General features: G+C 65.3%; 20 protein-coding genes and 2 pseudogenes. 11 read left to right on the forward strand and 11 right to left on the reverse strand.

What is annotated here, in order from left to right:
- The first annotated feature begins 208 nt into the window (after window positions 1–208).
- The 3 genes and pseudogenes from ACIBI6_RS01175 to ACIBI6_RS01185 all read left to right on the forward strand — a co-directional run bounded on the left by ACIBI6_RS01175 (window position 209) and on the right by ACIBI6_RS01185 (window position 2693).
- The gene (locus ACIBI6_RS01175) at window positions 209–1630 is read left to right on the forward strand and encodes an amidase (RefSeq protein ID WP_396954956.1); all 1422 of its coding nucleotides are present in this window, start codon (window positions 209–211) and stop codon (window positions 1628–1630) included.
- Between the two features lie 107 nt (window positions 1631–1737).
- On the forward strand, window positions 1738–2193 hold the full coding sequence (locus ACIBI6_RS01180) for an SRPBCC family protein (protein ID WP_396954957.1): 456 nt from the start codon (window positions 1738–1740) through the stop codon (window positions 2191–2193).
- A gap of 93 nt (window positions 2194–2286) precedes the next feature.
- A pseudogene (locus ACIBI6_RS01185) lies at window positions 2287–2693 on the forward strand (maleylpyruvate isomerase family mycothiol-dependent enzyme).
- A 2-nt stretch (window positions 2694–2695) separates the two neighbouring features.
- On the opposite strand, the gene ACIBI6_RS01190 reads toward ACIBI6_RS01185, so the two are convergent.
- Complete coding sequence (locus tag ACIBI6_RS01190; protein WP_396954958.1) at window positions 2696–2839, reverse strand: hypothetical protein; 144 nt, start codon at window positions 2837–2839, stop codon at window positions 2696–2698.
- A gap of 182 nt (window positions 2840–3021) precedes the next feature.
- On the opposite strand from ACIBI6_RS01190, the gene ACIBI6_RS01195 reads away from it, so the two are divergent.
- On the forward strand, window positions 3022–6492 hold the full coding sequence (locus tag ACIBI6_RS01195) for a protein kinase (RefSeq protein ID WP_396954959.1): 3471 nt from the start codon (window positions 3022–3024) through the stop codon (window positions 6490–6492).
- Here ACIBI6_RS01195 and ACIBI6_RS01200 read toward each other — a convergent pair.
- The 4 genes and pseudogenes from ACIBI6_RS01200 to ACIBI6_RS01215 form a co-directional block, all read right to left on the reverse strand.
- Complete coding sequence (locus ACIBI6_RS01200) at window positions 6464–7654, reverse strand: putative bifunctional diguanylate cyclase/phosphodiesterase (RefSeq protein WP_396955248.1); 1191 nt, start codon at window positions 7652–7654, stop codon at window positions 6464–6466. The two genes, ACIBI6_RS01195 and ACIBI6_RS01200, sit on opposite strands and share 29 nt — an antisense overlap.
- Window positions 7584–10538, reverse strand: a pseudogene (locus tag ACIBI6_RS01205) (DUF4132 domain-containing protein); the annotation flags it as partial. The gene ACIBI6_RS01200 and the pseudogene ACIBI6_RS01205, both read right to left, overlap by 71 nt.
- A 134-nt stretch (window positions 10539–10672) precedes the next feature.
- Window positions 10673–11212 (reverse strand): carboxymuconolactone decarboxylase family protein, encoded by a 540-nt coding sequence (locus ACIBI6_RS01210; protein WP_396954960.1) that lies wholly within the window; start codon window positions 11210–11212, stop codon window positions 10673–10675.
- Window positions 11213–11262: 50 nt separating this feature from the next.
- Window positions 11263–11850, reverse strand: coding sequence for a peroxiredoxin (locus tag ACIBI6_RS01215; protein ID WP_396954961.1), 588 nt, complete (start codon window positions 11848–11850; stop codon window positions 11263–11265).
- A gap of 113 nt (window positions 11851–11963) precedes the next feature.
- Here ACIBI6_RS01215 and ACIBI6_RS01220 point away from each other — a divergent pair, with 113 nt between their 5' ends.
- The gene (locus tag ACIBI6_RS01220) at window positions 11964–12878 is read left to right on the forward strand and encodes a hydrogen peroxide-inducible genes activator (RefSeq protein ID WP_364351902.1); all 915 of its coding nucleotides are present in this window, start codon (window positions 11964–11966) and stop codon (window positions 12876–12878) included.
- A 10-nt stretch (window positions 12879–12888) separates the two neighbouring features.
- On the opposite strand, the gene ACIBI6_RS01225 is transcribed toward ACIBI6_RS01220, so the two are convergent.
- Window positions 12889–13323, reverse strand: a complete 435-nt coding sequence (locus tag ACIBI6_RS01225) for a MarR family transcriptional regulator (protein WP_364351905.1) — start codon at window positions 13321–13323, stop codon at window positions 12889–12891.
- Window positions 13324–13409: 86 nt separating this feature from the next.
- Here ACIBI6_RS01225 and ACIBI6_RS01230 point away from each other — a divergent pair, with 86 nt between their 5' ends.
- Window positions 13410–14255, forward strand: a complete 846-nt coding sequence (locus tag ACIBI6_RS01230; protein ID WP_364351908.1) for an NAD(P)H-binding protein — start codon at window positions 13410–13412, stop codon at window positions 14253–14255.
- A gap of 94 nt (window positions 14256–14349) precedes the next feature.
- Here the strand turns inward: ACIBI6_RS01230 and ACIBI6_RS01235 are convergent, their stop codons facing one another.
- A complete protein-coding gene (locus tag ACIBI6_RS01235) occupies window positions 14350–15273 on the reverse strand; it encodes a hypothetical protein (RefSeq protein WP_396954962.1) in 924 nt (307 codons plus the stop codon).
- Window positions 15274–15422: 149 nt separating this feature from the next.
- On the opposite strand from ACIBI6_RS01235, the gene ACIBI6_RS01240 reads away from it, so the two are divergent.
- The 4 genes from ACIBI6_RS01240 (at window position 15423) to ACIBI6_RS01255 (ending at window position 17792) form a co-directional block, all read left to right on the forward strand.
- Complete coding sequence (locus tag ACIBI6_RS01240) at window positions 15423–15887, forward strand: gamma-glutamylcyclotransferase family protein (RefSeq protein ID WP_364351914.1); 465 nt, start codon at window positions 15423–15425, stop codon at window positions 15885–15887.
- 49 nt (window positions 15888–15936) lie between these two features.
- Window positions 15937–16527: a TetR family transcriptional regulator C-terminal domain-containing protein gene (locus ACIBI6_RS01245; RefSeq protein ID WP_396954963.1), complete on the forward strand. Its 591-nt coding sequence runs from the start codon at window positions 15937–15939 to the stop codon at window positions 16525–16527.
- Between the two features lie 88 nt (window positions 16528–16615).
- On the forward strand, window positions 16616–17350 hold the full coding sequence (locus ACIBI6_RS01250; protein ID WP_396954964.1) for an SDR family NAD(P)-dependent oxidoreductase: 735 nt from the start codon (window positions 16616–16618) through the stop codon (window positions 17348–17350).
- A gap of 94 nt (window positions 17351–17444) precedes the next feature.
- Window positions 17445–17792 (forward strand): hypothetical protein, encoded by a 348-nt coding sequence (locus tag ACIBI6_RS01255; protein WP_396954965.1) that lies wholly within the window; start codon window positions 17445–17447, stop codon window positions 17790–17792.
- 145 nt (window positions 17793–17937) lie between these two features.
- On the opposite strand, the gene speD is transcribed toward ACIBI6_RS01255, so the two are convergent.
- The 4 genes from speD to ACIBI6_RS01275 form a co-directional block, all read right to left on the reverse strand.
- The gene (speD, locus tag ACIBI6_RS01260; RefSeq protein ID WP_396954967.1) at window positions 17938–19140 is read right to left on the reverse strand and encodes an adenosylmethionine decarboxylase; all 1203 of its coding nucleotides are present in this window, start codon (window positions 19138–19140) and stop codon (window positions 17938–17940) included.
- 8 nt (window positions 19141–19148) lie between these two features.
- Window positions 19149–20249: a type III PLP-dependent enzyme gene (locus tag ACIBI6_RS01265; protein WP_396955249.1), complete on the reverse strand. Its 1101-nt coding sequence runs from the start codon at window positions 20247–20249 to the stop codon at window positions 19149–19151.
- 126 nt (window positions 20250–20375) lie between these two features.
- Window positions 20376–22874 (reverse strand): DEAD/DEAH box helicase, encoded by a 2499-nt coding sequence (locus tag ACIBI6_RS01270; RefSeq protein WP_396954968.1) that lies wholly within the window; start codon window positions 22872–22874, stop codon window positions 20376–20378.
- A gap of 49 nt (window positions 22875–22923) precedes the next feature.
- Complete coding sequence (locus tag ACIBI6_RS01275) at window positions 22924–23877, reverse strand: PAC2 family protein (protein ID WP_364351932.1); 954 nt, start codon at window positions 23875–23877, stop codon at window positions 22924–22926.
- Window positions 23878–24111: 234 nt separating this feature from the next.
- Between ACIBI6_RS01275 and ACIBI6_RS01280 the strand changes: the two genes are divergently transcribed.
- The gene (locus ACIBI6_RS01280; protein WP_396954969.1) at window positions 24112–24834 is read left to right on the forward strand and encodes a sensor domain-containing protein; all 723 of its coding nucleotides are present in this window, start codon (window positions 24112–24114) and stop codon (window positions 24832–24834) included.
- Window positions 24835–24878 lie beyond the last annotated feature (44 nt).

Here is a 24878-nt window from a genome sequence, read left to right on the forward strand (position 1 = left end):
TTTTGCGTCCATGACCGGGACCGCAACGCCGCCAACAATATTCTCGCCGCAGGACGTCCGGAGAGAGTAAACGCCCGTGCAGGCCTGAGGCGACGTCGATACTTCTGATTCGGAGGCTGGGCGCGTATCATTTTCCCTATCTGGACGAACGTCCACTAGACAGGGTTCGACGCGCCCGAACCCGTGATTCGCAGCTGCGGGCAGTGTTATGGCCGATCGAGTACACGCATTCTCCGATGATGTTTTGGCCGACCACGATGCCGTCGCCTTGGCGGCCATGGTGCGGTCGGGAGCAGTGAGTTCTAAGGAACTGGCCCGCGCGGCGATCGACCGGGCGGCGCTGGTGGAGCCGCAGCTCAATGCCATCGCGTACTCGAGTGTCGAGCGGCCGCGATACGCGTCGGAGCGCACGGGTGCCTGGTATGGCGTTCCGACGTTCGTCAAGGACAATGCCGATGTCGCCGGCATGCCGACCAACCAGGGCAGCGCCGCATTTGTGGCCCGTCCGGCCGCTCGCGACGACGCCTACACCGCGCAGTTCCTCAGCACCGGGGTGACGGTACTCGGCAAATCACGGATGCCGGAGTTCGGCCTGAACCCGACGACAGAATTCCAAGCCGCCGAGCCGACCAGGAATCCGTGGAATCCGGAGTATTCGGTCGGGGGATCCTCCGGCGGTTCGGCCGCCATGGTCGCGGCCGGTGTGGTGCCGGTCGCCCATGGCAATGACGGCGGGGGATCGTTGCGGATCCCGGCCGCATGCGCCGGACTGGTCGCACTGAAACCGAGTCGATATCGACACCTGGACAACGTCCTCGACAAGCATCTGCCGATAAGGCTCATCTCCGAGGGCGTGTTGACCAGGACGGTGCGCGATACCGCCGCGTATACCGCCGCCGCCGAACGGTATTGGCGGAATCCGGATCTCGTGCCGATCGGCGAAGTGCATGGCCCGGCCGACCGCCGCCTGCGCATCGGACTGCTGACCACCGCGGGAACCGGTGCCGAACCCGATGCCGAAACCCGCGGCGCGGTCGAGTTCGCGGCAAAGCTGCTCGAACGCTCCGGACATCACATCGAGCCGATGGCCGTCCCCTTCCCGCCGCACCTGGCCGACGACTTCCTGTTGTACTGGGCGTTCCTTGCCGATATGTCGGCCATCGGCGGCAAGATCCTGCACGGCAGGTCATTCGATCGCCGTGCGCTCGACGATCTCACGCGCGGTCTCGGCCGCTATCACCGCAAGCGCATCCTGCGCACACCGGCCGCGCTTCACCGGCTGCGCCGGGCGTACCGGATCTATGCGGAGGTATTCACGCGGTATGAGGTCGTCCTTTCGCCGGTGGTCACCCATGTGGTCCCGCCGCTGGGTTATCTCGATCCAAAAGTGCCGTCCGAAGAGCTGATCGAGCGGCTGCGGACGTATGTGGGCTACACCCCGATGAACAATGCGACCGGCTCGCCCGCCCTAGCGATGCCGATGCGCATCGGCTCCAGCGGTGTCCCGATCGGCGTCATGTGCAGTGCGGCCTACGGTGACGAGCGCACCTTGCTGGAGATCGGGTACCTGCTGGAAGCGGAGAATCCGTTCCCACGGATCGATGTGGAGCCCACGACGCCGCAGGCCTGATCCCGGCACCTCGCCGGAATAGCCCTCGTAAAGCCCGAATTGATTGCCCCGGTTGGAATCGCCACACAACCCTGGCGGGAGTCGCGTTCGGATGCTTCGATCATGGCATGACCGACGACAGCGAGGTGCCACGCATTGTTTCCGCCAGCCGAGAGATCGCGGCCGCGGCGGATGAAATCTTCGAGCTGATCGCCGATCCCGCGCAACAGCCGCGATGGGATGGCAACGATAATCTGGCCGAAGCCCCGGCGGGTCAACGCGTCCGGAAGGTCGGCGAGGTCTTCGCCATGACCACCACCAAGGGCCACATCCGCGAGAACCACATCGTGGAATTCGAAGAGGGCCGCCGAATCGCCTGGCTGCCCGCGGAACCGGCGAGCGAACCGCCGGGTCATCTGTGGCGCTGGGAGCTCGAGCCGGTGGACGCGGCACGCACTCGGGTCACGCATACCTACGACTGGTCGCGATTGACCGACGAGAACCGACTCCCACGCGCCCGCGCCACCACGCCCGCCAAGCTGCAGGCATCCATCGACCGACTCGCCGCCATCGCCGAAGGGTAGGCATTGCTGCACTTTGCCCGACTCTGTGCCGAAATCCCAAGGCAGACCGGCGCGCTCGCATCGCTTGTCGAGAACGCCGATCCAGCGCTTCCGGTGCCGGACTGCCCGGGATGGAACCTCGGACAGCTGCTGCGGCACATCGGCGGCTACCACCGCCGGATGGAGACGATCGTGCGCACCCGCGCCGCGGGACCGGTCTCGGATGCACAGTTCAACGATCTGTCCGACTATCCAGCGCGATCGTGCCGTGGCTCACCGAAGGCGCCACCCGGCTGGCCGAAACCCTGTCGACGTCCGGGCCCGAGACGAAGGTCTGGACACCGGGACCCGGTGGTACGACGGTCTTCTGGGCGCGGCGCGCACTGCACGAGGCGGTGGTGCACGGCTGGGATGCCGCGGCGGCCGCAAAGGCCGAACTCGACGTGCCGGAAGATGTCGTGGCAGATGGCTTCGAAGAGTGGCTGGAGGTCGCCGCCGCGCCGACGAACAGGCATCGGTGATGCTACGTGGTAGTGCCGCCGATCTCCTTCGGTTCGTCTACCAGCGCCCAGCCCCGGGCAGGCTCGAAATCAGCGGCGACAGTGCCCTGCTCGACCTGTGGCGCGAGCGAACCGGATTCTGGCTCACCGAGGACGGATCGTGACATAGTTCGCCAACCAGTAGCCCCCGGGCGTGCGCGGCGCGAATAGTTTCGGCGGTCCGGGCATTCAGTGACCAGAATCGCCTGCACCGCAGGCAATGCGGCGGCATCTTAGGCGAGCACGCGCGGAATCGTCGCGACGGGAATATGCTCGAAGTAGCTGGCTGGTAGTTGTAATCGGGGTCGTCGTGTCGCATATCGATCCGCTTTCCACGCAACGCGACCTCACCTCAGGGTTCGCGGCAGAGCTGGCCGCTGCCGGATTCACCGATGCCGCCGAGATCGGACGTGGCGGATTCGGTGTTGTCTATCGGTGTGCCCAGCCCGCGCTCGAGCGCATGGTGGCGATCAAGGTGCTCACCGCCGATCTGGAATCGGAGAATCTCGAACGCTTCGTGCGCGAACAACTCGCCATGGGCAAGCTGTCGGGTCATCCCAATATCGTCAGCGTCTTCGAGGTGGGCTCCACCACGACCGGACGGCCCTACATCGTGATGCCATACCACCCGCACGGCTCACTGGATACCCGCGTCCAGGAGCACGGTCCGATCGGCTGGCAGGACGCGCTGCATATCGGCGTGAAAATCGCGGGCGCACTGGAGACCGCGCACCGGCGCGGCCTGCTGCACCGCGATGTGAAACCCGGCAATATCCTGCTCACCGAATACGGTGAACCGCAGCTGGCCGATTTCGGTATCGCCCGGTTGGTCGGCGGCTTCGAGACGACGGCGGGCACGATCACCGGTTCGCCCGCTTTCACCGCGCCCGAGGTGCTGCAGGGTCATGTCCCGGACGTGACCTCCGATATCTACAGCCTGGCCTCGACTCTGTTCTGCGCCAGCACTGGTCACGCGGTCTTCGAGCGACGCAACGGCGAGCAGTTGGTCGCCCAGTTCCTGCGCATCACCAAACAGCCGATACCGGATCTGGGGGAGGCGGGCCTGCCCCCGGACGTTACCGCCGCGATCGAAGCCGCGATGTCGCGTGAACGCACGCAACGGCCCTCCAGCGCAGCCGAATTCGGTGAGCAACTGCGCCAGATCCAGGAGCGGCACGGCCTGCCGCCCGACGATATGCCGGTCCCGCTACCCACCGCCGAACCCGTCGGGCATCGGCCATCGCCGACGCCCACCTCCGGTCGCCGCCGCACCTCGGCGACGTCATCGACCGTCACCCCACCCGTGCCCGCCACCCGCTTGCGGCCGCCGGTGGCCAATCGCCCACTGGTCGATCGCCAGCGCCTGCTCGCGCTGCTGCGCAACGGTCGCAACCGTAGGCTCGCGGTCATCCACGGCCCCACCGGATTCGGCAAAACCACCCTCGCCGCCCAATGGTGTGCGGCGCTGACCGCCGAGGGCATTGCGGTGGCCTGGCTGACCGTTGATCACGACGACAACAATGTCGTCTGGTTCCTCTCGCATCTGATCGAAGCCATACGCGCCGCGCGACCCTCGCTCGCACGCGAACTCGGCGAGTTGCTCGAGGAGCACGGTGACGAATCCGAACGCTACGTACTGACCTCGCTGATCAACGATATCGACCGCCGCGGTGAGGAACTGGTCGTCGTCATCGATGATTGGCATTGCGCCACCGATTCCGCCACCACGCGCGCACTGCGCTTTCTGCTCGAAGGCTGCAGTCCCACATTGCATCTGGTGATCACCAGCCGCAATCAGGCCGGTCTGCCGATGAGTTCGATGCGGGCCCGCGACGAACTGGTCGAAATTGCCCCCAGCGCATTGCGTTTCGATGTCGCGGAGGCATATACCTTTCTGGTCGAGCTGGGCGGACTCGACCTGGATCGTGCCGATGTCGAGGATCTCACCGAATCCACCGAAGGCTGGGTCGCGGCGCTGCAACTGGCGGCACTGTCATTGCGCGGCAGTGACGATCCCGGCGAGTTGATCAGCCATCTGACCGGCCGTCACCACGCCATCAGCGAGTTCCTGGTGCAGAACGTCCTGGACACCCTCGAGCCTGGAATCCTCGACTTCATGGTGGCGACCTCCATCACGCCGCGGATCTGCGGTGAACTCGCCTCGGCGCTGACCGGTGTACCAGACGGGCAGGCGATGCTGGAGCAGATCGAACTCCAGGATCTGTTCCTGCGCAAGCTCGATGACGGCAATTGGTTCCGCTACCACCACCTGTTCCAGGATTTCCTGCAGCAGCGGCTGGAACGCGATCGGCCCGAACGGATAACCGAACTGCATCGGGAGGCTTCGCGGTGGCTGGCCGAGCATCGACATGTCAGCGAGGCGGTCGATCACGCCCTGCTGGCCGGGGACAAGCAGCGGGCCATCGAGATAGTCGAGCGGGACGGGATGTCGCTGCTCGAATATGGGCAGTTCGCCAGTCTCATCGGTCTGGTCAACAAGCTGCCCGCCAACATCATCGAAACGCATCCACGGCTGCAACTGGATCTGGCCTGGGCGAATATCCTGCTGCACCGGGCCGCACCGGCCGAACGTGCACTGCGCCTTGCGGAATCGACGCTGGACCTCGGTGAACTCGACGAAGCCGACACCGCGCGACTGCGGGCCGAGGCCGGTGTGGTGCATGCGGTGGTCGCGGTGCGCGCGGATGCGCTGGCCGGCGTCGACGACCTGTTGGCACCCTGCTTTCTCCGGGCCGAGGAACTGTCACCGTATGTGGTGGCGATCGGCGCGAATGTCGCGACCTTCGCCGCGGGGTATCGCTGCGACTTCGACGAGGCGCTGCGCATCCAGGAGTGGTCGGCACCGTATATGCGCCAGAACAAGGGCTTCTACAACAACATTCACGGACTGTGCTTTCTCGGGCTGGCCGCGAGCCTGCAACTCGATATCGCCAGTGCCGAGCGGTACTTCCGCAAGGCGATGAAGGTGGCCAAGCAGTCCGGCGGCAGCCATTCCTACGGCGCACGGTTGGCCGGATCCCTGCTGGGCGAATTGCTTTATGAGCGTGGGCAAGTCGCGGAAGCGGAGCGGCTGCTCGATGAAGGTTACAAGTTGGGGCCCGAGGCCGGTGTCGTCGATTTCAAATTGGCGCGCTATGTCGTCGGGGCCCGCATCAAAGCATTGCGCGGCGATCGCGCGGCCGCGATTCGCAGATTGAACGAAGGTGCGCGGGTGGCCCGTTCGATGTCGTTACCGCGACTGGGCGCCGAGGTGGAGAACGAGCGGCTGCGACTCGGATTGCCGCCGCATCCGGAATTCGGTCCGCTACCCGTGGTCGAATACGGAGATCGCCGCGAGCCGGTCGATCCGATCGACGAATTCACCGTACTGTACGAGGAATTCACCGCGATCCGGTTGCTGCTCGCTGCGGAAACACCGGAAAAGACCGAACTCGCCTGCGCATGGGCACAGGAATGGGTGGATCTGCTCGAAACAGTCGAGCGGCCGAGGGAATTGCTGAAGGCGCGCCGAATGCTGATCGCCTGTCTCGCCGCCGCAGGCCGCATCGATGCGGCAAAGACCCTGTTGGCAACGGTTACCGCCCAGTGTGCCGAACTCGGATCGGTCCGCTATCTGCTGGATGGGGGACCACACGTGGTCGCCACACTCGCTGCCGTATACGAAGACCAGCTCGCTGGTCGTTGGCGCCCCGAATGGCCGGATGTGCCAACGGAATTCTTGCTCGCATTGGTCAATGCACATGCGGCGCAACGAATCTGAGATCGTCAGCGGGACAGTAGTTCGGTGATCTCCTCGACCGGCATGGGACGGTGGAAAAGCCGGCCCTGCGCGCTGTCGCAGCCGAGCGATTCCAGCCGCTCAGCCTGATATTGCGTCTCGACGCACTCCGCGGTGAGGGTGAACCGAGGGCATGGATCAGTTCGATAATGGATTCGAGCACCAGCAGATCGGTGGCACCGGGCGATTCCGGGGTGCGGATACAGCGGATGAACGGTCCTGCGAGTTTGACGACATCGAGCGGCAGCTGGCCCAGGTAGGCGAGATCGGAGTAGCCGGTACCGAAATCGTCTATGGCGATGCGCACACCGGCCTCGGACAACGTGCGCAATGCCTGCAGTGGGCGACCGGTGGTGCGCATGAATGCCCGCTCGGTCAGTTCGAGTTGTAGCCGATCCGGCGGGATGCCGGTCTCGGCGATGACGTCCGGTACCCGGTCCAGCCACGTCGGATCGGTGACCTCGGCGGCGGAAACATTGACGCTCACGATCGGCGTCCGGCCGGGAAAGCGGTCATGCCAATCCCGACTGTCGCGACACGCGCGCTCGAGCACCTGCGCGCCCAATGCGCCGATATGGCCGTTGTCCTCGGCGAGGTCCACGAATTGCGCCGGGGCCAGTACGCCGAGTTCCGGATGCCGCCAGCGCACCAGAGCCTCCACCGCGATCATCCGCTGGTCGGGCAGGGCGACGATGGGCTGGTAGTCCAGAAATAGTTCGTCGCGGAGCAGGGCGGCGGGCATGGCGGCCGAGAGTTCGGCGCGGGTGTGTTCGCGGCGGCCACGATCGGCATCGAAGACCGCGTAGCGACCGCGCCCGGCAGCCTTGGCCCAGTACATGGTGGTATCGACGGCCTGCAGGAGTTCGTCGGCAGTGGTGTGCTCGGTGCGTCCCGCCATGACACCGATGCTCGCGGTGACGGTGAGGTGGTGACCGTCGATATCGAACGGTTGAGCCACGGCCTCGAGCATTTGCTCCGCGAGGGTGACGGTTTCGCCGGATTGCGGGACCAGGGTGGCCGACGGGCACAGTGGCGTTTGCCGGAATCGGCACGGAGGAACCGGCGAGCAGCTCCGGATCCGGATGGTGCACCTCCCGGCCGAGCTGTGAAAATGGTTGCAGGAGTTCGTAGTCGGCGAGCACATCGGCCCAAGCAGTGGTCAGTTCGGTGCCGAGGTGGAGGGGATGGGCAATACCGACAACGGCGTCCTCGGCGACTTCGAGGGTGGCGTTGCCGGCGTCGGTGAAGGAGTTGTCCTCGGCGATGCGGAACGAGGCGAGCACCTGGTCGTCGCGATAGGTCGCCCAGATCAGTCGGCGAGTCACGTTGATGCGCACCGGATGTGCGATGAACAGGGTGCGTAGTTCGTCGAGGGTGAAGCGGCGTTCGGTGACCATGGCGCGCTCGAGTCGTCGGATCTGGTCGGCGGCGAACTTCTTGACGGACTTGCGGATCGAGCGATACGTCGCGGTCGCATCGGCGGCGGAGTATGCGTCGTCGTGAACTCCAGCCTTGGGCAGCGCCTTGTAGCGGGTGCCGTCGGTACCGGTAATGGTGGGGCGCAACTGTTCATCGAAGCCAAGCATGAACTGGCGCGGCCCGAAGTCGAGCAGTGCCGTGCCGTCGGGGCGCAGTCCGAGATCCGGAACCAGGCGGTCGGCGAGTTGATCCTCGCTCAAACCCAATTCGTCCGCGACATCGGTGACCCGGGTCTGCGCCGCATCCCGGACCGCCGCGTTTCGGCCCTTCTCGCTCAACGTGATCAATGCCGACAAGGCGTGCTCGGTACCGATTGCGGCGAGAGTGTCGAGCGCATTGTCCTTGGCCCCGCTCCAGAGGATATTCGGCAGCAGCTCCTCGACCGTCTCATCATTTCCGAAGGCGGCCAACACTTCCCAGACCCAGGTGTCCTTCGACGGCGCGCCCGCCCTGTTCCACTGGCTGTGGATCGCACCGGCCGCGGCGGCTGAACTCGCCGCGTCGCAGTCTTCGCGAACTCGTGCCAGCGCCGCATGCGGCGCACCGGGTTCGGACAACATCATGAACGTAACGAGATTGGCGACCGCATCGGGCGGAAGCACATGGCCGCCGGTCAACCCGATCGCGGGCAGCTCGGAAATCGACAACCATTGTGGCAGAACGGGCATCCGCGCGGGCACGATCTCGGCGGGATCGGTATCGAGCAACTCGCGCACCGCCGCGGTGGCGTCGTATGCGGCCGCGGCGGCAATGATGGCATCGGTGTGGCCGAGTGTGACCAGGGTACGCAGCGCCGCGGCATGCGTGCGTCTTGCCTTGCGCGCCTTGCCGATCGCGCCCGGAATGAACGCGGTCGCGGCGTAGGCGGGATGGCGGCGCAACCAGTCCAGTGCGATGCGGCGGCGTGAGCGCAGGCGCAGCCAGTCCACGACCAGTTCGGCGACGGCCGGACTTTCGAAGGGGGCGATCGCCGCAGCGTGGTCGCGTGGTCGCCGTACGACAGTGTCGATGATCAGATCGTGCGTCGCGGCACCGTGTGCGGCGGTGAGTGCGAGCAGTGGAGTGGCCGACCAGAGACCCCAGCCCACGGTGCTGGTGCGCAGATACGGTTCCGCGATCGCGAAGTCGACCTGGGTTAGTGCCTGCAATGTCCAGTCATTGAGAAAGTCATTGCCCGGCGGAATGCGCTCCAGCCGCTCGTGTATCTCGTCCTCGGACAGCGTGCCGACGGTGTCGAGCCATTTCTCCCGTTCGCCAGCGCGCCACGAAACAGCAACGCCCGCAGGAACTTCGAGCGCCATAGCGGCAACCGGCTTACGGCGCGGTCGTTGCCATGGCGGTGTGCTCAGGATCGCGGGAACCAGTCGGGCGGGAGCCTCTTCGACCGTCTGCTCTGCGGGCCGATTCTCGGTGATCAACTGCTGTGCGGCTTCGGGTAGTTCGTATCGCATGGCGACGGCGAGTTCGGGATGGCGGCGGACATGCTGGCAGAAGTCGACGACGCTCTCCTGCCGGGCGGTCCGTACGCCGAGCACACGCATGGCACGTGCCGGAAACCGTTCGGTCGAGGCGAGCAGCGCCGCAGCGGTCACGTTGCGCCACGAGTGCCCGGCCAGGAAGTCCATCGCTTCGTCAGCGGGGAGGTGGGCGAGGATGCGCGACAGGGTTTCCGGTCCCGGTGCGGAGCTATTGCCCTGACCCGCCTCCCATAGTCGAGTGAGGACCGAGGCGGCGTCGGCGCCGAGATGTGCCGCGACACTGTAGATCAGCGATTTGTTGTCGCGCAGCAGGTGCCAGTGCCAGCCGAGCAGATCGAGGATGCGGTGCGCGTGTGCCGAATCGGTCACCGAAGCGAGCAGGAAGATCGATCCGAATCCGTCGGTGAGTTTCGGATCGGCGAGATCGTGTGTGACCCAGGCCTGTTCGGTGGGGAACAGGTACGAGGTGAGCAACCGGATCGAGAGCGGTTCGCGGCGCAGCTGCCGTGCCTGGTCCAAGGCGTCGGCGTAATCCATCTCCCTTGCGGCGGCCAGCAAAGTGCGCAATCGGCGGACCAGGGTGGCGGGCGGATCGCAGGGACGTGAAACCACCAAGCGATTCGATTGCCCGCCCCAGGTATCCGAAGCTTCCGCGCAGATGCCGCTGAGTGCGGCCACGGTCGCCACGGCACAGCCGAGACCATGGGTGGCGACCAGATAATCGGCCAGATCCGCGTGGTCGTCGTAGTAGCGGCCGAGGGCCCTGTCACCCCACAGCTTCGTGTCCATGCCGATCGCGGCGCATACGGCCGCGCCGAGTGGGTCGGCCTGCCGATCAGTCAGATACCGCGCACCCCGTTCGGCGAGCACCTTGTGCGAGCCGGAATGGCTCAGGATAGCGCGGATCCGATCCGTGGACTGCGCCAACTTGTCGGAGACCGTCTGTGCCGCAGCCACATTCACCGAAACCCTGCGCGCGGGCCACCGGCCGCGGAACGGATCGGTTTTCGACCACCAGGCGGCGGGTACCACCCAGATGTCCTCATCGGTCGGCGGCGTGCGGATAGCCATCGGCCTGCTCCCTTGTTCGCGAGGTGCGTATCGCGGACAGGCTAGCGAGGCGCTCCGACACGTGCCGGTCGGCGCGGAAACGACAACGGCCCCGTCCTATTCGGACGGGGCCGTTGCGCGTTTCCGGCGAAATATCAGACCGCGGCGGTGGCCAGCGTCTCCGTGGATTGCACGGCCTGGCCGACACCGGCGACGATCGCGGCCGCACGCAGCGATTCGAAGATCACCTCACGCGAGACGCCCGCCTCGCGCAGTGTCTTCTCATGCGCCTCCAGGCAGTGCGCGCAGCCGTTGATCGAGGAGATAGCGAACGACCACAGCTCGAAATCGGCCTTGTCGACACCCGGGTTGCCGATGATATTCATCCGCAGACCGGCACGCAGATCGTCGTAGCGTCCTTCCAGAAACGCTTTGCCCCGGTAGAACACATTGTTCATGCCCATGATCGAGGCGGCGCCGAGTGCGGCGTTGTAGGCCTCCGCGGACAGATTGTCCGCGGCTTCCTCGGCGATTTCGCGCAGCGTCGTCGCAGACCGGGTCGCGGCCGCCGACGCGAGCAGCGTGCCCCACAGTTGCTGTTCGTTCAGCACGGTGGTGCGTGTGATGGACGACAGATTGAGCTTGAGGTCCTTTGCGTACTCGGGAAGGGAGTTCTTCAGGGTCTCAATGCTCATTCGGCGAATCCTCTTCTCGTTCGGGGGTTTTCAGGTGGTGCGGATAGTGCTCAGACGCTCGCGGCGAGCAGTTCGCCCGCGTTGATGGTCGGGTCGCCCTTCTTCCAGTTGCAGGCGCACAGCTCGTCGGATTGCAGCGCGTCCAGCACGCGCAGCACTTCGTCGACATTGCGGCCGACCGAACCGGCGGTCACCGAGACGAACTGGATCTCGTTGTTCGGGTCGATGATGAAGGTGGCGCGGTCGGCGACGCCGTCGACATTGAGAACGCCGGTGGCGGTGGCCAATTCACGCTTGAGGTCGCTCAGCATCGGGAACGGGAGGGTCTTGAGATCCTCGTGCTGGGCGCGCCACTGGAAATGCACGAACTCGTTGTCGACCGAGGCGCCGAGCACCTGCGCGTCGCGATCGGCGAACTCCTCGTTGAGCTTGCCGAAGGCGGCGATCTCGGTCGGGCACACGAAGGTGAAGTCCTTGGGCCAGAAGAAGACGATGCGCCACTTGCCGGCGTGATCGTCGGAGGTGATGCGGGTGAAGTAGTCGTCAGGCTGCTGAGCGTCGACCTTCGACAGGTCACCGCCGATCACCGCGGTGAGGTTGTATGCCGGGAACTGGTCGCCGATGGTCAGCAAAGCCATGCTTGTCTCCTCGTCAGTCGGTTTGCTAGAGCGAGTGGATCGAAAAGCTCACAACGATCTTGCCCAAAGGCCGGTGAAAGGTAAACGTGATCAGTCGCACTACACTGATAGGCATGACTGATCAGACTTATCAGCCGACCCTGTCGCAGCTGCGTGCGTTCGTGGCCGTCGCGGAGTACCGCCACTTCGGCACCGCAGCCGCGCGGCTCAGTGTGAGCCAGCCCACGTTATCGCAGGCTCTTGCCGCATTGGAACACGGGCTCGGCCTGCAGCTGATCGAGCGCAGCACCCGACGGGTGCTCGTCACCGCCGCGGGTATGCGGCTGCTTCCGCAGGCTACGGCGACACTCGAGGCGGCCGATCGATTCGTCGCCTCGGCGACCGGTGACAGCCTGGGCGGCACCCTGCGGATCGGCATCATTCCGACGGTTGCCCCGTATGTGCTGCCGGATCTGCTGCCCGAATTGCGCAAGGTATTGCCCGCCTTGAATCCTCAGGTGATCGAGGATCAGACCGCCCGGCTGCTGGAGGGATTGCGCACCGGCGTCCTTGATGTCGCGCTGCTCGCACTGCCCACCGAGGCGCCGGGGCTGGTCGAGATCCCGTTGTACACCGAAGAATTCGTGCTGGTGACCCCGCGCGGTCACGAACTGGCCGGTCGCACCGATATCGCACCCGACACCCTGGACGCGCTGCCGCTGCTGCTGCTCGATGAGGGCCATTGCCTGCGTGATCAGACCCTGGAGTTCTGCCGCTCCGCCGATGCTCATCCGGGGGCGGTCGGCGATACCCGTGCCGCGTCGCTGGCGACCGTGGTCCAGTGCGTGGCGGGTGGCCTGGGGGTGACATTGATTCCGGAGATGGCGGTGGCCGCCGAAACCGCGCGCGGCACACTGGAAATCGCGCATTTCGCCGCACCTGCGCCGGGGCGCACGCTCGGTCTGGCGTTTCGCGCGTCGACGGCGCGCGCGGACGATTACGAACGGTTGGCGCAGATCATTCGGTCCCAGCGGCCAGGAGTGAACTGAGTCCGCGCGATCAGGGTGCGGCCTCGCCGAGGAGTTCGGTCGCGGTGTCGTGGATTTTGCGCAGGGCGCTCATGAGGTGACGGCGTTCGGTGGGGGTGAGGTCGGCGGTCACCTTGTCCTCCAACGCTTGTCGCTGTGCCTCGATCGGCTGTTGGAGCGCGCGGCCCTTATCGGTGAGCCAGAGGCGGACGAGGCGGTTGTCGTGGTCGTCGCGACGGCGCTCCAGCAGGTCCGTAGCGGTCATACGGGTGGCCATCTTGACGACGGTCGGTGTGGTGACGTTCAGCGCGGCAGCGACCTCGCCCGGGGTGCGACCATCCTGCTCCCACAGCAGTGCCAGTACGTGATTCTGGCCCAGATGTAGTCCATGCGTGCGCATTTCGCGGTCCGCTAGTGCGCGCAGCATCTTCGAACTGCGGCCATGTAGGTCGAGGAACTCGGGCACTTGTCGGATCTCCTCGGCTGTTGACGAATGGATCGTTAGCCGTCTAACGTTCGACTTCATTAGACGGCTAACGATGTGGAGATCTGATGATAGTGGTCACCGGTGGCACCGGAAATATCGGTCGTGAACTCGTCGGCGAACTCGCTGCCAGAGATGCGGAATTCCGTGTCCTCGTGCGCGATCCGGCTCGCGTCTCGGATCCGGACCGGGGTGAGTTGATCGTCGGCGATTTAGACGATCCGACGACACTCGCGCCCGCATTCGACGGTGCCGATGCGCTGTTCCTGCTGGTGCCCGGCATCGGCCTGGAGCACACGGTCGATGCGGTGAACGCGGCGCGAGCGGCCGGAGTGCGGCATATCGTGCAGTTGTCGTCGTTCAACGCGATGGGCGATCCGGTACCGGCCATGGGGCGTTGGCATCGCGAGCGCGAGCAGGTCGCCGCCGAATCCGGCATACCGGTGACCGTGCTGCGGCCCGGTGGGTTCATGACGAATGCGCTGGCGTGGGCGCCGGCGATCGGCTCCGGCGGCGCGGTCCTCGACCCGACCGGACCCGGCCGCTACGCCCCGATCGACCCTGCCGATATCGCCGCGGTGGCGGCCGAGGTCCTCACCGGTGACGGTCACCACGGCATGACCTATACCCTCACGGGTTCGCAAACCTACACTGTCGCAGAACAAGTCGCGACCATCGCCCGCACGATCGGCCGCGCCATCGAGGTGCACGAGGCGGCCACACCGCAGGAGGCGTTGGAATCCCGCTACCCGGGCGGCGCGCCACCAGCGCTGGCGGCGGCGATCATCGAGGGGTTCGAGTTGATGCGCGCCGATACGGTGGGGTTTCGCACCGACACAGTGCCTGAGCTGCTCGGCAGGAGTCCGCGTACGTTCGCCGATTGGTGTGCGCGCAATGTCGACGCGTTCTTGTAGGCACACCGTGCCAGGTGACCCCGCCCACCATCGACGACAAGGCGCCCACCCACGCCTGGTTCAACTACTGCGCAAAAGGTGCCACATGAAGACGCTAATTGCAGGTTTCGAATTCGGTGCGGAGTCGACGCTGCAGGGCTATGGCCTCGGGGGTGAGGTAGTGCTCGGGGTGGGCGTCGGCGGCGGTGGTCTGATCGGAGCATCCGGCGACCTGGACGCTTCCGGTGAATTGTTTGTCGGGCGAGTAGCTACCCCAGTTCCAACGTAGGTCCATCGGATGGTCTGGTGTCGGCCGGGTTTCGGCGATGACCGCGGTCAGGTCCTGATAAGCGGTATCCGGGCTGTGGACTCCGACAGAGAGATTCGCGATATGCCCGTTGATGATGCGGACGAAAGTGACGGGTATGGGGAGCCCGGTCAGCAGGGTCTGGATGTCCTGTTCCTGCTGGGTGCCGAATGGTAAGTCGACGGTCCAGACCGGCTGCCGGTCGGCGGGCCGGATGGTGACCTGCGTCGGATCGTTGCCGAGGACGGTGCGCACGGCTGCCAGGGAATCCGTTGTGGGCGGAGACTTTTCGATCTCGAAACCGGAGGTGGTCCAGGTGATGGCGGCACCGGGGAGGCTCGTGTCGAGTTGGCGGAGCTCGTGGGTGCGGGCAGCGATTCGATGCGGGTCCAACTCGGCGCCCAGCTTCAACTCGAGTCGATCGCCGACGATGATCTCGGTCGACTGCTGGTAGGAGTCGAAGTCGCGCTGCTTGATGGTATTGATCCGGTAGACAACCTCCGCGACCTGGGCTTCGGAAGCCGCACGCATCGATAGGTCCAAGTCCAGGTAGGTGCCCCGGGTGAAGTCGTTGGAGTAGTCGACGGAAATGTTTTCCACGCCCGGCATGGCGCCGAGCTCATCCCGCAGCCGATCTGCCTGCGGCCGACCGTCGGGTGCGGTCGTGCACCCGGCGAGGGCAACCGAAACGATGGCGACGGCAATACCCGCCGCGAGCGTGCGCCGGATCATGGGTGCCTTCCTGTAGCGGCGTGCGGGCGGTCGCGGCCCCGCGGGCGTATCGGCTCCAGTGGCACGGTACGCGTTCGCACGCCGAATTCCCGGTAGCAGGCGTCGGTGTCGGGCTGATTGCGCGAGCTCGTCGGGCGTAATCTCCGCTGGTGGGCAGTTCGAAAGGGTTCGTGGTGGATAACTCGGGTGGCACCGAGCGGCTGGGTCGCGCTATCGCGAACGGTGATCAGCTGTTCGTCTACGGGACATTGCAGTTTCCGGAAGTATTGGGCGAGTTGATCGGGCGGTGTCCGGAATTGGTGGCGGCGGAGCTGACCGGGTGGCGGGTGGCGGCACTGCCGGGGCGGGTGTATCCCGGGTTGGTGCCCGCCGCGGGTGGGGTTGCGCGAGGTGTCGTGCTGTCGGGGCTCGACGCGGGGGAGTGGGCGGTGCTGGATGCGTTCGAGGATGACGAGTACGAGTTGCGACGGGTTCAGCCGGGTCCGGCCACGTCGGCGTGGACGTATGTGTGGACTTCCGTTGTCGCGCAGGATAATTGGTATGCCGAGCGCTTTGCCGCCGAGCATTTGGGCGCGTTCGTGGCTCGGTGCGCCGAGTGGCGCAGACTGCTCTGAAGCACGGCAAGATTTGCCATTCCAAGACGACCGGTCATATATTAATGTGATGGCGCGACCCCGACGCAGCGATGACACTCGGCAGCTTCTGGTGGAGCACGGTGCTGCCGGCTTCCTGACGAACGGCTATCACGGGACAGGTATCAAGCAGATCCTGGATGCGGTCGGAGTGCCGAAGGGGTCGTTCTACAACTACTTCGATAGCAAAGAGAGTTTCGGGCAGGCCATAATCGACCACCATTCGCTGTGTGTGCAGCGGAATCTGGCCGAGGCGCTCGGGAGTTCGCCGGATCCGGTCGCCGGATTGCGAGCGTTCTTCGGACGGCTCATGGATGACTTCGTGCGGGCGGAGTTCACCGGTGGATGCCTGATCGCGAACCTCGGCGGGGAACTCGAGGGCAGCGCGGTCCTGCGCGAATCCTTGGCGGTGGCCTGGCATTCCTGGCGGGACGGGGTGGCGGCGGCGCTACGGCGGGCGCAGGAGCTCGGGATGATTCGCGACGATATCGACGCCACAGAATTGGCCGATCTGCTACTGGAGTCCTGGGAGGGTGCGGTGCTCAGGATGAAGATCGAGCGCTCGCTCGAACCGTTGCACAAGTGTTTGCGTCGACTGCTGGATGACTACTTTCGGGTCTGACCCGTGGGTATTGCCGTCCTGCGTGGCCGTGTATCCATTCCAAGACGACCGGTCGTATCGGTGAGTATCACGAGGAAGAGAGAAGAATATGGTCAAGACGGTCATCATCACCGGATCCTCCAGTGGGATCGGGCGCGGTATAGCTCGGGCCTTCGTGGAGCGTGGCGACAATGTCGTGCTCAACGGACGGGATGCGGACAAGCTCGCGACGGTGGCGGATTCGTTGGGCGCGCCCTCACAGTTGGCGGCATTCGCTGGTGATATCGCTAGGCCTACAACGGGTTCCGAGCTGGTTCGCCTTGCGGTGGAGCGGTTCGGTCGAGTGGATGTGTTGGTGAACAACGCCGGGATCTTCGGCGCGAAGCCGTTCGTCGACGTCACCGAGGCGGATCTGGACGGCTACCTGAACGGGAACCTCAAGGGGACCTACTTCACCACACAGGCCGTCGTGCGTCAGCTGCGAGCGCAGAAAAGTGCTGGCAGCATTGTGAATATCGGGACAGTGCTGATCAACCACGCGCTCGCGGGGCTGCCCGCATCGGCGGCGCTGGTCAGCAAGGGTGGCGTTCACGCACTGACGACGAGCTTGGCCGCGGAACTCGCCGCCGACGGCATCCGAGTCAATGCCGTCGCACCCGGCATCATCCGCACTCCGCTGTTCGGTGACGGCGACGAAAGTGCCTCGGGCCGACTGGCTTTGCTCAATCGAATCGGTGAGGTGAGCGAAACAACCGCAGCGGTGCTGTATCTCGCGGACGCAGCCTTCACCACCGGCCACATCCTCCCCGTCGACGGCGGGTTCATCTCGGGAAGGTCCGCGTAATGCCTCACGGTCGCAACCGTTAAGGATTCCGCAAGCCATATTGCGCAGGCTGTGCTCATGAAAGCTCTTGTTGCGCTGGGGATTCTCGTTCGGATTGATTGCCGGCGCTGGTCCCGCCACAGCGGGGGCCGGTGCGCACGCCGGTTCCTGTGCGGGCACGGTGAACGGGTGGGGGTCGTTCACCGCGATCACGAATCAGGTCGCGATCGTGCAAGACGGCAGGATCTCGAGCGAGAATCACACGCACTCCTTCAGCGGTTTCCTCGCCGGTATGGAGGATGCGCAGATCGTCTCGGTCGATGACCGTCATGTGATCTACCGGCGCGCGAAGATTGATCTCGCTATTCCGTATGTGAAGGACGCCGGGCTGTACTTCCGCAATAATGCTGCTGTCGGCACGCCCACCCGTTCGGGCAACTGGTATCAGCTCTGCACTTACTGACCACCCGGCACGCTGACAATCGCTCAGCTTGCGGCCGCGGCGATCAGCCCCGGCAGCGCGCCGGAGAGCGGGGCGGGCAGTATTCGGTCGAATCGCACCGACTCACGGGAAATCCTTTGGGAGCCGGTGCGATTCGAGGCTACCGCTAAACCCGCAGCGCGTGCGGTTCGATCGCGCCACGCACCAGCGCCCGCGCATCGATCGTTTCGGCGCGGTAGGGCAGCGTGCCCAGCCGATCGGTCATCGCCTGCACCGGGTCATCGATCCGGTCATTCAACCCGAACAGGAATGTCCACTCGTGCTCATCGCTGCCGTACTGCACCACGGTATCGAACTGCTCGTGGAAGCGCTTCCAGGACCGCTTCAGCGTCTCGTTGCGCCACATCGTCGCGCATCCGGCCTGTGCGCTGAGTACGCCGCCGGGCGCGAGCAGTGCCTGACATCGCGACAGGAACTCCGACTCGTAGAGCCGGTTGTGCTGCGCGTCCTCGACCCGCTCATCGGGCAGATCGATGACGATCACGTCGTAGCGGGTACCCGCCTCGGTCGCGTTGGCCAGGAAGTCCCAGCCGTCGGCGTAGTGCACCTTGACCGGGCCCGCACCCTTCACCGCGGCGGCCAGTTCATCGCTGGTGTAGCCGTAGGGCAGGTGCTCGGCGCACAATTCGACCTCGCGCTGGTCGATATCGACGTGATCCACCAGCGTCGCACCCGCGGCGACCGACATCTGGCTGGCCACACCCTCACCCGAACCGATGATCAGCACCTTGTCCAGCTTCGCGGCCAGCGCGAAGGCTGGGACCATCATCGCCTCGTGGTAGGTCAGCTGGGAGAACTCCGTGGACTGGCGATCGTCGTCGGAGAACAGGCTGATGCCCTGTTCGGTGCGTGCGATCACCATGTGCTGGAACGGAGTGTGGGTATCGACGATGACCTCGTGCAGATCCCAGATGCGGGTCAGGCCATTGCCCACCGGTTCCTCGATCCGCGTCGAGCCGTGCCCGCGCTGGATGACCTGCATGCGAACATTCTTGGGAGACAACTTATCTCGCAGTAGTTCGACAGCCTTCGACGCGCCGGCGCCGATACTTCCGCAGGTGAATACGTCGACAAAGATGTCGCCGGACTCCGGATAAGTGTGAATCGAGGCGTGAGACTCCGACAACAGCGCGAGGACAGTCACCCCCTGCGGATCGAACTTCTTGTGTACGACATCGCAGATGGTGACGCCCGCGGCGATCAGAGACTCGCGCAACGCCGATTCGAGTCGTTCGAGGTCGTCGCAGAGGGTCGCGTCGACACCACCGAACTCGGCCAGCACATGCCAGCCGGTGAATTCCGCCGTCATGGGCAAACTCACTCTCGCTCAGCGCCCGAGACATGAACGGTCAAGGGCGGAAAACCATTGAAGGACACCGACGAATAACTCGCGGTATAGGCGCCGGTATCGAGGATCTGGATGCGATCACCGGCTCGCAACGAGGTCGGAAGAAGGACCTTCGTGCGTTGATACAGTACATCGTCGCCATCGCAGGTCGGTCCGGCCACCACCGCCTCGTCCACGGGATCTCCGTCACGTTCGGTGACGAAGCGGTATGCGATGTACTCGTTCTCGGTCTCGGCCATGCCGTTGTAGCGGCCGATGTCGAGATACACCCAGCGCCGTCCGTCCGGCGCTATGCGCACGCTGATGACCTCGGCGTGAATGGTGCCAGCCGAACCGACGAGCGCGCGGCCGGGCTCGATGACGAGTCCGGCGGTCTCGGGTAGGAATTCGGCGGTGGCGGCCGCGATGACGGTGCCGATATCGTCGAGTGCGGGCGCCGCCTCGACGTACGAAATGGGCAGGCCGCCACCGATATTCACCGACCGCACCGGAATATCCTTGTCCGCCAACGCTGCCACGATGCGGCCCGCCTGTTCGATACCGACGCGCCAGGCCCTCGGGTCGGTCTGCTGGGAGCCGACATGGAAGTAGGGACCGCCGACGATCAATCCGAGATCGCGTGCGCGCACCAGTAGGCGCAGCGCCTCGGTGGGAGAGCAGCCGAATTTGGTACCGAAGGGCGTCGTCGACTGCGGCGCCGAGGACAGGAACCGGCACTCGACCTCCGAGCCCGGCGCGTGCTCGACGATGCGCAGCAGATCATCCTCGGTGTCGAAGGCGTAGCGGCGCACGCCCGCGGCGTAGGCGGCGGCGATATGGGCGGCTTTCTTGATCGGGTTCCCGTAGCACATACGGGCCGGGTCGACGCTCTCGCGCAGGCACAGTTCGATCTCACCGACGCTGGCGACGTCGAACTCCGCGCCGTGACGGTCGAGCAGACCGATGAGTTCCGGGACCGGACTCGCCTTGACCGCGAAGCGAATTCGGGCTCCGGGTACCGCGGCCTGGAGCGCGCGGTAGTTCTCGCGCACCCGCTCTGGGTGGATGGCCAGATAGGGCGATTCGGGCAGGTTTGAACCGGTCAATCTAAGGGAACTCTCCGTCGTTTGGGGGTTGGCCGTCGTTCGGGCACCGCGCGAGAGAGTATCAGCGCGATGCCCCTGGTAACCAACTCGTTGACGACACCTTGATCATGATCACCCCGCGACTACCGTGACCTCGTCGAATACGACCTCGCCCGCGGCATCGGACTCGGCCAGATCGACCACCGCCGCGAGTGCCCAGCCGTGGTCCCCGGCGGGATCGTCGAGCACCTGGCGCACCTGCCAGAAACCGGGGCGTTGTTCCACCTGGAACAGTTGCGGACCGCGAGCGTCCGGGCCTGTGCCGATGCGCTCGTACTCGTCGAAGTAGGGCGTCAATTCGGCCGCCCAGTCCGGGCCTGTGCCCAACTCGGCGAGGGCCTCCCAGCGGCGCAGCGCGGCGAGTTCGACGCGACGGAACATGGCATTGCGGATCATCACCTTGAACGCACGCTCATTGGCCGAGATCGGCCGCACCGATTCCGCGCCGAAGGCGAGCTGATCCGCATCGGTCTCCGCGCCTGGATTGGTGAGCTGCTCCCATTCGTCGAGCAGACTCGAATCCACTTGGCGCACAAGCTCGCCCAGCCATTCGGTCATATCGTCGAGATCCTCGGTGCGCGCCGATTCCGGGACGGTACGCCGCAGCGCGCGGTAGGCGTCGGCGAGATAGCGCAGCACCACCCCCTCGGAGCGGGCCAGTTCGTAATGCGAGATCAGCTCGGCGAAGGTCATCGAGCGTTCGATCATGTCGCGGACAACCGATTTGGGGGACGGGGCGAATTCCGACATCCAGGGATGCCCGGCTCGGTAGGTCTCGAAAGCGGGCTCGATCAGCTCGGCCAGCGGTTTGGGCCAGGTGACCTCTTCCAGCAGCTCCATGCGTTCGTCGTATTCGATGCCGTCGGCCTTCATCTCGTTGATCGCCTGACCGCGGGCCTTGTGCTGCTGGGCCATGAGCAGCTGGCGCGGATCCTCGAGTGTCGATTCGATGAGGGAGATGACGTCGAGGGTGTAGCCGGGGGCGTCCTTGTCGAGCAGCTCGAGTGCGGCGAGAGCGAAGGGAGACAGGGGTTGGTCGAGGGCGAAATCGCGCTGCAGGTCGACGGTGAGTCTGGCGCGGCGGCCCTGTGCGTCGGGCTCGGGAAGCTGTTGCACCACACCCGCGTCGCGCAGCGCGCGGTACAGGCGGATGGCGCGCAGGATATGGCGACGTTGTGCGGGGCGCGGCTCGTGATTGTCCTCGAGCAGATGGCGCATGGCGTCGAAGCAATTGCCCGGGCGGGCGATCACATTGAGCAGCATGGAGTTCGTCACGTTGAAGCGCGACACCATCGGTTCGGGGCTGGCGGCGACGAGTCGGTCGAAGGTCTCCTCGCTCCAGGAGACGAAGCCCTCCGGCGGCTTGCGGCGCACCACCTTGCGCTGCTTCTTCGGATCGTCGCCCGCCTTGGCCAGCAGTCGGGTGTTCTCCACCTCGTGGTCGGGCGCCTGCACGACGACGGTGCCCATGGTGTCGTAGCCGGCCCGGCCCGCGCGGCCCGCGATCTGATGGAATTCGCGGGCCTTGAGCCTGCGGGTGCGCACACCGTCGAATTTGGTGAGGCCGGTGAGCAATACCGTGCGGATCGGCACGTTGATGCCGACACCGAGGGTGTCGGTGCCGCACACCACCTTCAGCAGACCGTCCTGGGCCAGGCGTTCCACCAGTCGGCGGTACTTGGGCAGCATGCCCGCGTGATGTACGCCGATACCGTGGCGGATCAGCCGGGACAGGGTCTTGCCGAAGCCGGAGGAGAAGCGGAAATCGCCCAGCGCCGTTGCGATGGCGTCCTTTTCGGCGCGGGTGGCGAAGTTGACGCTGGTCAGCGCCTGGGCGCGTTCCAATGCGGCGGCCTGGGTGAAATGCACGACGTACACCGGTGACTGGTTGGTCGTGACGAGATCTTCCAGGGTTTCGGTGATCGGGGTGCGCGCGTAGGAAAAGCTCAACGGGACAGGACGTTCGGTGCCCGCGACAATGGCGGTCGAATTGCCGGTGCGACGTTCCAGATCGGCGGCGAAGAAATCGACCTCGCCGAGAGTGGCCGACATCAGCAGGAATTGGGCGCCCGGAAGTTCCAGCAGCGGTACCTGCCAGGCCCAGCCGCGGTCCGGATCGGCGTAGAAATGGAATTCGTCCATCACGACCTGGCCGACATCGGCGGCAGCGCCCTCGCGCAGCGCCATATTCGCCAGGATCTCGGCGGTGGCGCAGATGATCGGCGCCTCCGGATTCACTGCCGCGTCACCGGTCACCATGCCGACCCGGTCCGCGCCGAAAACGTCGCACAGGGCGAAGAATTTCTCGCTGACCAGGGCTTTGATGGGCGCGGTGTAGTACGTGCGCAGGCCGCGCGTCAGCGCGAACAGATGCGCGCCGACCGCGACAAGAGATTTACCGGACCCGGTGGGGGTGGCCAAGATGACATTGGATCCGGACGCCAATTCCAGCAGCGCCTCGTCCTGTGCCGGATAAAGCGGGGTGCCCTGCTCGGCCGCCCACGCCCCGAAGGATTCGTAGAGTGCGTCGGCGTCGGTTCCCGGTATATCGAGCAGTTCGGTCAGATCCACTCCGACCACCCTACGGGCAGCCGTCTACGGCTCCGTCAGGGTGATCGGGTCAGTTGGACTGTTCGCCCTCGTCGCCCTTGTCACCCTCGTAGCCGCCCTGCTCGGCCAGGAAGCGCTCGAATTCGGCGCCCAATTCGTCGCCGCTGGGCAGTTCACCGTCGCCGACCAGCAGGCTCGACTGACGTTCCTGAGCGGTGACGAAGCTGTCGTACTGGCGCTCGAGCGCGTGCACCACGGTCTCGACCTCGGAGTTGCCGGCGATGTGCTCGTTGACCTGTTCGCGCACCCGCGCGGCGGCCTCACCCAGCGCGGCCAGGGGGAATTCCAGTCCCGCGTTGTCGGCGACATGCTCGAGCAGAGTCTGCGCGGCCTCCGGGTAGGCGGTCTGCGCGAGGTAGTGCGGCACGTGCACCGAGAAACCGACGGATTCGTGGCCGTGCTGGGCCATGCGGTACTCCAGCAGAGAGGAAGCGCTGCCTGGCACCTGTAGTTCGCCCGGCCAGCGCTGATGGTCGGCGATGAGATCGCGGTCGGAGGAGTGCGCGGTGATGCCGAGCGGGCGGGTATGCGGGATCGCCATCGGGATGGCGCTCAGACCGATGCTGCGCCGCACACCGAGCTGTTCGGCGAGCAGCCGCACCGCGGTAGTGAATTTCTCCCAGCGCAGATCCGGTTCCAGGCCGGACAGCAGCAGGAACGGGGTGCCCGCGGTATCGCGCAGCGCCCACAGATTCAGCTCGGGTTCTGCGTACTCCGAGAAGTGGTCTGTCTTGAACGTCATCAGCGGACGACGCGAGCGGTAGTCCAGCAGCTCGTCCACATCGAACGAGGCGACCAGCTCGCTCTCGAGGCTCTCGCGCAGGTGCGTCGTGGCCAGCCGCACCGCATGTCCGGCATCGGTGAAGCCCTCCAGTCCGTGTACCAGGACCGGACCCAAGCCATCGTCGTTCGACAGCTGCGGAGCGGGGAACTCCAACTCGTACATTCGCGACTCGTGCTCCATCGCATCTCCTTCCTGCGCGGTTCACCGATGCGAGCTTCCAGGTTCACAGGCCTGTTGGGCAATTCGCGGCGGTCAACCACTGTCCATTGTCCCCCATGGCTCCGACACACGTTGCCACGGGCGACACCGACCCATAAGACAGGGCAACATCGGCGGTACCCCGCACATTCCCGGTCACTCCGAGAATCGGCGTGGCATCGCGGGCGGGTGCGGGGAGTTTGGCACAGTGAAGCGGTGACTGTACCGAATTCGACGCGCAGGGGACCACGCGGATTCGGGGTATCGGGTTGGGTGCCCCTGGCCGCGACTATGGTGCTGCTCGCCGGCTGCGCGTCGACGGTGACCGGACATCCGGTTGGGTCCGAGCCGAATACCGTGACCCAGCATGTGGCGGCACAGCTTTCGACGCTGCTGCCCGATCCCGGGCAGTTCCCGGTCGACTACGATGCCGTGGTGCTTCCGGCGGAGGCGGCCGCGCAGGCGGCGGGGGATCTGACCGGGGTCGGGCGCGGTTCGACGGTGCAACCCGATGGGTGTGTCCCGCCCGCTCAGCTATTCGGTCCGAATCAGACGGCCATCGTGGTGGGTACCGACAACCAGACGCGCGCCACGATGACCGTGGAATTGACCAGAACCGGACAGCCGTTGTCGGTGTTGCGTGAGCAGTTGAAGCGGTGTCAGCAGGTGCACGTGAGCCGGGCGGGTGCGATAACGACAGTGACCACCGAATTGCAGCAGCCGCCCCCGATCGATGCTGACGACACGCTCGCGTTGCGTCGCACAGTGGCGCCACAGGTGAGTGCGGCGCGGGTGACGCAGTCGATGCGGACGCTGACCGGGCAGGTCGCCGATGTGCGAATCACGGTGACGTACATGACATTCGGCGATGCGAAGCCCGATACCGCGGCGTTGGACGAGCTGTTCACGACGGCGGTGCGGAAGGTCAAGCGGGGGTGAATGCCGTGGGTTCTACCGAATGGCAGCTGGAGCTCGCAGCCGGA

The organism is Nocardia sp. NPDC050412 (assembly GCF_044458825.1).
GTDB lineage: Bacteria > Actinomycetota > Actinomycetes > Mycobacteriales > Mycobacteriaceae > Nocardia.